The sequence below is a fragment of the Aerococcus sp. L_32 genome (assembly GCF_050689315.1).
In genome coordinates this window covers 1-4,536 of the sequence record NZ_JBOEQF010000171.1, presented here as the reverse complement: position 1 = coordinate 4,536, position 4,536 = coordinate 1, and the positions used below count along the sequence as shown (strand labels likewise).

The 4,536-nt window shown below is 41.2% G+C and carries 4 protein-coding genes; all 4 read left to right on the top strand.

The features are described 5' to 3' along the window. The coding region (locus ACRCJ0_RS09720; protein ID WP_431390311.1) for a SpoIIE family protein phosphatase at window positions 1-451 on the top strand (451 nt) is incomplete at its 5' end. Beyond that, the gene (locus ACRCJ0_RS09715; RefSeq protein ID WP_431390310.1) at window positions 451-2,628 is read left to right on the top strand and encodes a protein kinase domain-containing protein; all 2,178 of its coding nucleotides are present in this window, start codon (window positions 451-453) and stop codon (window positions 2,626-2,628) included. The genes ACRCJ0_RS09720 and ACRCJ0_RS09715, both read left to right, overlap by 1 nt. 213 nt (window positions 2,629-2,841) lie before the next feature. Further along, window positions 2,842-3,774: a ribosome small subunit-dependent GTPase A gene (gene rsgA / locus ACRCJ0_RS09710; protein ID WP_431390309.1), complete on the top strand. Its 933-nt coding sequence runs from the start codon at window positions 2,842-2,844 to the stop codon at window positions 3,772-3,774. 15 nt (window positions 3,775-3,789) lie between these two features. Further along, window positions 3,790-4,440 carry a ribulose-phosphate 3-epimerase gene (gene rpe / locus ACRCJ0_RS09705; RefSeq protein WP_069286636.1) on the top strand — a complete coding sequence of 217 codons (651 nt, stop codon included), beginning with the start codon at window positions 3,790-3,792 and terminating at the stop codon, window positions 4,438-4,440. Window positions 4,441-4,536: the final 96 nt, after the last annotated feature.

Genomic DNA, 4,536 nt, shown 5'->3' with positions numbered 1-4,536 from the left:
GCGTATCTATATTCATCAAGTGGATGAACTAAAGCAAATTACCAAAGACCATTCTTTTGTCCAAGAATTATTAGATATGGACATGATCACTAAAGAAGAAGCGCAGGTTCACCCACAAAAGAATATTGTGACTCGGGCAGTGGGTATTGCTGCTGACGTTGATGTAGATATTAATGTTATAGACTTTTTAGTAGATGATACCTTGCTTTTATGTTCAGACGGATTAACTGATATGGTTGAGGAAACAGAAGCCTTGGCTATTTTGACAGATGAAAGTCTATCAATTGAAGCAAAAGCTGACCAATTAGTGCATGTGGCCAATGACCATGGAGGCCGAGACAATATTTCGGTGGTGATTGCCCATAGAAAACCACCATTTACAGAAAGAGAAGAGACAATTGAAGAGACATTTTATAATGAGGAAATCGAATATGAAAGGGGTGAATTCTAATGAGATCTGGTCAAGTCATTGATGAACGCTACAAAATCATTAAACATATCGGTTCAGGCGGTATGGCGGACGTATATCTTGCTTACGACCCCATTTTAGAGCGCGAAGTAGCTATCAAATTCTTGCGTGTTGGGAAAACAGATGCCATGGATGCCACCAAACGGTTCGAGCGTGAGGCCCTATCCGTATCAGAGTTGAACCACCCAAACGTAGTCAGCTTATTTGACGTGGGTGAAGATGAGGAAGGCAAGTTTATCGTCATGGAGTATGTGGACGGTATGGACTTGAAAGCCTATATCCGGGAAAACCACCCAATTCCAGTGGATATTATCCAAACGCTGATGATCCAAATCCTATCAGGTGTTCAAGCTGCCCATAATATCGGTATTGTTCACCGTGATTTAAAACCCCAAAATATTATGGTCAACCACGATGGTACAATTAAAATTATGGACTTTGGGATTGCTATGGTGACTTCTGAAACAAGTATCACCCAAACCAATTCGATTATTGGTTCAGTCCACTATCTATCACCAGAACAAGCACGTGGTTCAATGGCCACAAGTCTTTCAGATATTTACTCGTTAGGTGTAGTCCTATTTGAAATGCTAACAGGCCGTGTACCATTTGACGGTGAATCAGCAGTCTCAATTGCCTTAAAACATTTCCAAGAGCCACTACCACCAATCGAAGCCTATAGAGAAGACGCCCCACAAAGTTTAATTAATGTGGTGGCCAAAGCAACAGCTAAAGAACCATCCGCTCGTTATCAAACTACACAAGAAATGATCGACGACTTAGAAACGGTCTTTTCTGATAACCGGAAGAATGAGCCCGTATTTATTCCAGCTAACATGGCCAATGAAACGATTGTCATGGCCAAGGAAGATATCGAAAATCAAATGCGTCTAGCAGAGTCTGATGAAGAACAGTTAATGGCAGCTGGTGAAAAAGCTGTTGATGACGATGCAGAACCGGATGCAACCGATGAAAATGCTGAAGATACTGTTCTAGATGATTCAGATGAATACGATATTGCAGATAAGGCTGGTTTGGCTGCAGGCGCTGGTTTAGCTGGAGCGGCCTTAGCGGGTGCAGGAACGGCTGCAGGTGGTGGAAGTGCAGGCGCTGCGGATGTTGCTAGTGTTAGTGATTTACAAGCAGACCCAAGTCTAAGTGCGGATGGTACCGATCAGGGCGGTAGCAACAAGCCAATAAGTAATCCCAATAAAAATCCTGGGAAACCAAGTAATAAACAGCCGAAAAGTCGTAAACCACTTGCCATTATTGCAGGAATCATTGTCGGACTTATTTTAATTGCTTTCCTAGGCTATAACTATATGGCAGGCCGCAATATTACGGTACCTGACTTAGCGGGTATGACAGAGCAAGAGGCGTCATTAACTTTAGAAAGTTTGGATTTAGTTCTAGGAGATGTAACAGAAGTATATGACGAGGATGTTGAAGCGGGTCGTGTGATCAACTCAAGCCCTTCAGCAAACACAGAAGTAAAACATGATACGGAAGTTGACGTCAATATTTCGCAAGGTCCTGAGCCGTATGAATTAAAGGATTACACTGGTCAACCATTTACGAAAATTGAAGAAGAATTAACGGCATTAGGCTTTACTGTCACCCATGAAGAAGACTACTCTGATTCAGTTGAAGCAGGCGACATCTTGAGCCAATCTATCGAACAAGGTGAAGCAGTCATACCTGGTGAGACAACGATTAACTTTGTTGTTTCAGCTGGTGTTGAAACCTTTACCATGGCCGATTTATCTGGTTGGAATAGAGCGTCAATTCAACAATATGCTGAATCAAATGGCTTAATTGCTTCATTTGATTCACAATATTCAGGTTGGGTACCGGATGGTGTGATGATTTCTCAATCAATTACACCAGGTACGGAATTTGTAGCTGGAGATGAATTATATATTGTGATGTCTGATGGACCGGAACCAGTATCTAGTTCATCAAGTTCAAGCTCTTCATCTTCATCCTCATCCTCAAGCGCATCATCCAATGACGATGATGACGACGAAGACGATGATAGCTCATCATCAAGTTCATCATCTAATAGTAGTTCAAGCAGCTCAAGTTCTTCAGCGTCAAGTTCATCATCGAGTGCTAGTTCATCATCTAGCCAACGTGAGAGTTCAAATGTAGAAGATTAGCTAAATCAATAAATCAATAAAACAAGAGAAAGGTGTAGACAGTTTGTTTACGCCTTTTTTGCCAGTTTAAAGACCTTTCTAATGAATAAAAATTGTCGGAGTGTTTTTTATATAGAATTTGGGTTAAAATAGAGCATAAGTATGCAGACACAAATTTTTATATCTATTGAGGATATATATAATTGAATCAATAAGGAGGTATTATTCAACAGCATGAAGAGAAAAGATGATTATATTCAACCAAATGCGCCAACATACACGGGCCAGATTATTAAGGCTTTGTCTGGTTTTTATTATGTAGAAGAGAAAGAAAGCCAAGTGATTTATACTACACGGGCACGTGGCCAATTTAGAAATACGCAAACAACACCATTGGTGGGCGATTTTGTGGAATTTCAAGCCAACAATACCAAAGAAGGCTATGTAATGAAAATCTTACCACGCTATAGCCAAATGATTCGACCGGCAGTAGCTAATGTGGACGTGGCCTTGTTGGTAGCATCTGTTACGGAACCCCAGATTCAACCAAAATTATTAGACCGTTTTTTAGTTTATTTAGAGTCAGAGAACATTGAACCGATTCTTTACTTTTCCAAAATGGACTTAACTGACCAAGCTAGTCAAGCGGATAAAGACCGGATCGACCAATTCATCAAGGTCTATAAGGAAGTCGGCTACCAGGTCATTTTATCAACAGACCTAGATGGAAATTTTGATCAATTGAAGGACATCGTGGCCAATCGGACCATGGTGGTTGTAGGCCAGTCAGGGGTTGGAAAATCTACCTTGCTTAACCGATTATTACCAGATTTAGCGATTAAAACAGGGGAAATCTCAACATCACTAGGACGCGGTCGTCATACTACCCGTCATACCGAATTACATGATATATTTGGAGGGAAAGTAGCAGATACACCTGGTTTTTCTAGTATAGACATCGACCAATTAGATAAAGTCTTATTATCTAACTACTTCAAAGAAATGCGGGCCATTCAAGACCAATGTAAGTTCCGTGGTTGTACCCATATTCAAGAACCTAAATGTGCAGTGAAAGCCGCCTTAGAAGCTGGTGAGATCGCACAAAGTCGCTATGACTCTTACCTACAAATCTTCCAAGAAATTGACGATGCAAAACCCAAATATTAGAAAGTAGGAATGTACATGTATATTGCACCATCTATTTTATCTGCAAATTTTGGTAAATTTATTGACGAAGTCAATCGAATCGAAAAAGCTGGCGCTGACTGGGTTCACATTGATGTCATGGACGGCCATTTCGTGCCCAATTTAACCTTTGGTGCTGGCGTCGTTGAAGCTTTGCGCCCAAACACCAAGATGACCCTAGACTGCCATTTAATGGTCTCTAACCCAGAAGCACACGTGGAAACCTTCGCCAATGCCGGTGCGGACTACTTTACGGTTCATTACGAGGCAACTAGCCACCTGCATGGCTTGATCCAAACCATTCACAAACACGGTATGAAGGCTGGTGTGGCCATTAATCCAGCAACGCCCGTATCAGCCATTGCCCCAATCCTAAAAGACGTCGACATGATTTTAGTCATGACCGTAAACCCTGGATTTGGTGGTCAATCATTTATTGAATCAACTGTTGATAAGATGGCTGAATTAAGTACTTTCAGAGCAGAAAATGACGCCAATTTCCTAATAGAAGTAGATGGTGGAATCAATGCTGAGACGGCTAAAATCTGTGCAGAAAAAGGGGTAGACGCCTTTGTAGCTGGTTCATACATCTTCAATAAAGACGACGTGAAACAACCAATTGATGCATTAAAAATGGCCATTAAGTAAACTTTAGTACATGAAAAAGTTTTTAACTGTCAGTCACTAGAAGGAAGTGGATACATGCAAGTTTATCTCATCGGATCAGGACCCTTTGACCCCGAA